5 protein-coding genes are annotated in these 5,167 nt (G+C 47.4%); 2 read left to right on the top strand and 3 right to left on the bottom strand.

Annotated elements, in window-relative coordinates; translation table 11 throughout:
• The 3 genes from LUQ50_RS01935 to LUQ50_RS01925 all read right to left on the bottom strand — a co-directional run.
• Window positions 1-952 (bottom strand): chorismate pyruvate-lyase family protein (locus tag LUQ50_RS01935; protein WP_300035371.1); only part of this gene is annotated, 952 nt, incomplete at its 3' end.
• Entirely contained in the window at window positions 949-2,037 is a 1,089-nt protein-coding gene (cofH, locus tag LUQ50_RS01930) for a 5-amino-6-(D-ribitylamino)uracil--L-tyrosine 4-hydroxyphenyl transferase CofH (RefSeq protein ID WP_300035368.1), read from the bottom strand. The genes cofH and LUQ50_RS01935, both read right to left, overlap by 4 nt.
• A gap of 74 nt (window positions 2,038-2,111) precedes the next feature.
• On the bottom strand, window positions 2,112-3,002 hold the full coding sequence (locus tag LUQ50_RS01925) for a thymidylate synthase (RefSeq protein ID WP_300035365.1): 891 nt from the start codon (window positions 3,000-3,002) through the stop codon (window positions 2,112-2,114).
• Window positions 3,003-3,037: 35 nt separating this feature from the next.
• On the opposite strand from LUQ50_RS01925, the gene LUQ50_RS01920 reads away from it, so the two are divergent.
• Entirely contained in the window at window positions 3,038-3,595 is a 558-nt protein-coding gene (locus LUQ50_RS01920) for a flavodoxin family protein (RefSeq protein ID WP_300035362.1), read from the top strand.
• Window positions 3,596-3,717: 122 nt separating this feature from the next.
• Window positions 3,718-5,058, top strand: a complete 1,341-nt coding sequence (locus tag LUQ50_RS01915; RefSeq protein WP_300035359.1) for a PAS domain S-box protein — start codon at window positions 3,718-3,720, stop codon at window positions 5,056-5,058.
• Window positions 5,059-5,167: the final 109 nt, after the last annotated feature.

Raw genomic sequence — 5,167 nt, 5'->3', positions numbered from 1 at the left:
TTCCGGTGACCGTTGCCAGATCCTCCGGTGATCTTCCTGAGATCAGTGACATGGCTGAGGCAACCGCAAGGGCGAGTTGAGTTCCGCTTCCAAGCCCGCTGTGAGGAGGGATAACCTCGCTGATCCTGATTGCCACATCAGGATCAAATCCCTGCTGCTCTACGAGATTTGCAATGATACTGAGAGTCCGGGATTTCAGTTCTTCATCGTCGGTTAGTACCCGGGTTTCGAGGGCAGGCTCTGCGGTAATGACATAGCCCGGCCGGTCAAGCGTGATACCGACTCCCCCATCCACCCTACCAAGGGATCCGTTCATATCAATCAGGCCTAGATGAATCCGTGAAGGAGTCCGGATGGTTACCCGCCTGGTCCCTGAGAAAAGGTGGTCTGGAACAAACTCATCGATCCTGAAGAGTGGCCGGTTCTGATGGATGATGCGGTACCGCCTTGCAAATACCCGTCCTGATGCCACCGATACCGGAAGGGATGGCAGGGCATCAGAGCCTGAAATAGTCCTGATGCTGGTGATCTCCCTGCGTGACTCGATTTTTTCATCCCTGAGAATATGCCCTATCGGGATGTCTGCCTGCATCAGGCTTTTTCTGGCATGTTCTGGCAAACGTTCTACCGGGCAGTATGAGACCGCATGCACCAGCGGTATATCCATCTCCTGATCGCAGATCTCCACAACCCGGTAATTGACCGGATCACCGGTCTTGATCTGCATCTCTTCGGCTATATCATCTTCAGCAGGGATCACCTGCTGGGTAACGGTCCTGATCGAGATCGGTGCTTCATTATAGCATTCTAATAACCGGGTTACCGATCCATCGGTGATGAGTAGCGCTTTGATTGCATCAGAGATTGGGCCGGTCTTCTCCTCAATGGATCGGAGCATTGTATTATAGTTCGGAGCGATCCGGCTATCTAAAATTGACAGATGATCAGTCATAACAAGGAATAATCGGTGTGACGTTCTCGAAGGGTTCTCCCGATATCTGATACGATATTATCCATCTCTCCAGGATCCAGATATGTGCCAGTTACTGCTCCTGCTTCCCGGGATATACTCTCTTCGTAGAGTGTTCCCCCAAGATCATTAGCCCCGGACATGAGTCCGATCTGTGCCATCTTCATCCCGTATTTTACCCAGGATACCTGAATGTTTCGAAAATTATCCAGGAACAACCGGGACACCGCAGTCATCAGCATATCCTCTCTGCCGGTAGCTCCCGGCCGAGCAATGCCCATCTGGTAAATCGGGGTCTTCTGATGAACAAAAGAGAGAGGAACGAACTCGGTGAATCCACCGGTCTCGTCCTGGATATCACGGATGATCGAGAGATGCTGCGCACGGTCCTCATCACTCTCGCAGTGACCGTACATAATAGTAGCGGTGGATTTGATACCGATTCCATGCGCCTCCCTGATGATTCGGATCCACTCATCTGTTGAGATTTTCTCCGGACAGATGATAGACCTGACCGGGTCAGCAAGGATCTCAGCAGCGGTCCCGCAGATGGTATCAACCCCTGCCTCTTTAAACGCAGTCAGTACCTCATGTGAGGAGTACAGGCTTTTTCTTCCCGCATATGCAACCTCCATCGGATTGCTGGCATGAATATGGATTTTCTGAGCCTCATTTCTAATGATTTTAAAGATCTCCAGGTATGAATCAAGAGTATAATCAGGATGGAGCCCGCTGACACTGCAGATCTCAGTGACGTTACGCTCTGTTGCCCGGTGTAGCTGGTCTATCAGTTCCTGCTTTGAAAGAAGGTAGGCATCGGGATCACTTTTCCTTCGTGAGAATCCGCAAAATCCACATCGATTGATACAGATATTGGTCGTATTTAGATTCTGGTTGCGGACAAACGTGATGATGTCCCCTGCAATTATCTCACGCTTTTCATCTGCTGCCCCTGCAATCCGGAAGATGTCACGCCCTCTGGCCTTTAAAAGAGAAGTGGCTTCATCAGGAGTAAGACGATATCCATTGACGCAGTCGGACAGGAGAGCATCCAGATGTTTCACCATCTCATACTATCCTGCCTTCCATATGAGGTTGATTACCTGGAAAAGGATGCTTTTAAGCTGGTGCAGTGTAAAGGTCAGGTCTTATGAAATGACTTGAACGATTCTTTTGTCTGTTCTTTCTTTAAAAATTTCATTAGTTCGAGTTGATCACGGGTGATATACATATGGGCAGAGATACTGATGGTTTCGATCCATCCCTGGGTAAGCAGGTTTTTTTTCCTCTTCTGCCGTGAATCATTGATCGAATCAAGGATGAACTTCTGCATATGGGCAAGTCCGTATGCGTTCTGGCCCCACGCAGAAAGCATGTCATTACTCCTGAAGAGGCAGATCAGGTTTAGATGGTCTGACTTGTCGATTACACACTGGACGATCTGCAGGCAGGGTGGTTCATCACGGGTGATATCAAAGAATGGTGACCATGTTATTGCAACTGCACGGCGACTGCTTGGATTCTCAATGAGCCTGTCTATAATACTAGTCTGAATCTGATCGATACCCCCGAGATTCCCGTCACCGGAATATTCTATTGTTCCTGCTGATTTGGCTGGAACATATCCGCATCGTTTCATCAGACCATCCAGTCCTTTCTTAATGAATGAGCGATCCGGGGCATTCATTGCCAGTGATGCAACCGGATAATCTCGGAGTCGGTTCCCGTAGGTATACGTTGCATCAGTACCATCATTTTTTCGTCTGGTGATAGTATAGAGTGACGACTGATATTGGTCTGAAAACCGATCCCCGAACAGCGATGCACTTGATTTCATCGGACTGCTGAACGGTGATTCGATATGGATACAGATTGGTTCTTCAGGATCATAGGTGACCTCTCCATCTTCAGTCATCCTGGTAGTCCCTTCACATCGTTCAGCAATTATTCTGACAACCTCTTCGTGTGCCTCACCGATGGTTGGTCTCCGGATCAGGATCATATCTGCAAGTATATTGGCCAGAGTATCCACAATAATATATCTGCCATGCAGATGATATCCTGAATATGAAGGTTTTGGGATTTGTCGGAAGTCCCCGGTCCGGGGGAAATACTGCAACACTCGTTGGACAGGTTATTGCCGGTGCAAAAGAGGCGGGAGCATCTGTTGAAGTGGTGCATATTCCCTCTCTTGAGATCAGCGGTTGTAAAGGATGCAAATATTGCAAATCCCATGAGACTTGTAGAATTGATGATGATATGCAGGCTCTGTATTCCAAGATTCGTGAAGCAGATGTGCTGATCTTTGGAACTCCTGTCTATTTTGCGCAGATGACCGGACAGATGAAGCAGTTTGTGGATCGCCTGTATGCTCTTATTGATGCGGACTATAAACCCCGACTCTCTCCCGGGAAAAAAGCTGCTGTCGTCCTTACCCAGGGAGATGATAATGTCAAGGCATTCACCGGAATTGCTGACACATTCTCCTTTGCGATGTCATTTTTCCAGATTCCGGTATCTGATCCGATCATTGCCGGAGGGCTTGATGCTCCCAAGGATATCGAGAAGAATAATACTGCAATGGACGGAGCATTCCAGCTTGGCAAGCGTCTTGCCTCGCATTAATCTTTTTTTCTGGATACTTTCAGAAGCATTCTACCTGTGCACTTTAGATGAGTGACTGAACAGGATCCCGTAAGTTCTTATCATCTGTTGCTCAATCACTCATACTATCGGTAGATGAAGGTATGCCAAAAGATGGTAATTTTCCGCCGGATTCTGATTCTCCCAACATAAACAGTAATGGGGAGGTACCACCTTCATCCCTTTCTCCTGATATCACCGTATTGTACGTTGATGATGACTCTGATGCAGCGGTCTTTTTTAAGAAATTTATGGAGAAGACCAGCTCCCTGCACGTGCTCACTTCAGGTAACGGACCTGAAGTGTTCACCCTGCTCTCACAAAACTGCTGTGATGTTATTGTATCTGATTACTATATGCCCGGTATGAATGGGATAGAACTGCTGAAAGCAGTCAGGATATCATCACCGCATATTCCATTTATTCTCTTTACCGGAAAGGGGCGTGAAGAGGTAGTGGTGGAAGCCATCAACAATGGTGCCACCTTCTATCTTCAAAAAACCGGTGACCCGCAGACTTTGTTTGCAGAGCTGGTTCATAAGATCAGGACCGCGGTCCATAATCAGCGTGCAGAACTTGCACTACGGGAAAGTGAGGAGAAGTACCGGCTTCTCTTTGACTCATCAAGAGATGGGATTCTCATCATCAGGGAAGCCCGGGTGATTGACGGTAATACCCAGGCGGGTGTACTATTTGATCTACGGAAAGGAGAACTAAAGGGTCGGACAATCTATGAGTTATCTCCTGAAATGCAGCCAGATGGCACGGCATCCAAGGCATTATGGCAATATGTTTCTTCGGAAGTTGTATCTGGGACCCCGGGACTTGTTAATTGGAAGTTTAAACGAGGTGACCCTGTTACTTTTTACGCTGAAATTGGATTGAACCGTATCTACCTCGAAGGCGCCATCTGCATTCATATGGTTATCAGGGATATAACCGATCGACTCCTTGCCGAAGAAGAACTATCACAGAGAAATTTTGAACTGACTGCTGCTTGTGAAGAACTCAAAGCATCAGAGGATGAACGGCGTTCCTACCTGGAAGAGATGATCTCAAACCAGGAGAAGATCCGGGAAAGTGAACAGCGATATCGCGAACTCGCCGATCTGCTCCCCCTTATTGTATACGAATGTGATCTGAAAGGAACAATTACGTATGTAAACCGACAGGGTTTTCTGACTTTTCATTATCCTCCTGATTCTCCGTTATCTGATCTAAATGTTCTGGATCTGATTATCCCTGATGACAGACCCCTTGCTATTACTTATATGGCACAGCTTCACGGATCTGGAGAATCTGCTCCGCATGAGTACCGTGCCTATCGACACGATGGATCCATCATCCCGGTGGTTATCTATTCATCACCGATTAAAAAAAATGGACTTATCATTGGATTTCGTGGAATCGTCCTTGATATTTCAGAGCGAAAGCATTCTGAATAGGCGATACGGGAGTCCGAGTTAAGACTAGCCAATTTTATTGATTTCCTCCATGATGCTACTATTGTCATCGACATAGAAGTGAAGGTGATCGCCTGGAACCGGGCAATGG

Origin of the sequence: Methanospirillum sp. (genome assembly GCF_028679455.1) — an archaeon.
Taxonomy (GTDB): domain Archaea; phylum Halobacteriota; class Methanomicrobia; order Methanomicrobiales; family Methanospirillaceae; genus Methanospirillum.
Note: the sequence above shows the minus strand (reverse complement) of the source record. Positions and strands in the feature narration are given on the sequence as shown.

What these genes read in the sequence shown, in the direction of transcription:
- LUQ50_RS01915 (WP_300035359.1), top strand. Translation starts at nt 3,718, where the DNA reads ATGCCAAAAGATGGTAATTTTCCGCCGGATTCTGATTCTCCCAACATA.
- cofH (WP_300035368.1), bottom strand. Translation starts at nt 2,037, where the DNA reads ATGGTGAAACATCTGGATGCTCTCCTGTCCGACTGCGTCAATGGATAT.
- LUQ50_RS01920 (WP_300035362.1), top strand. Translation starts at nt 3,038, where the DNA reads ATGAAGGTTTTGGGATTTGTCGGAAGTCCCCGGTCCGGGGGAAATACT.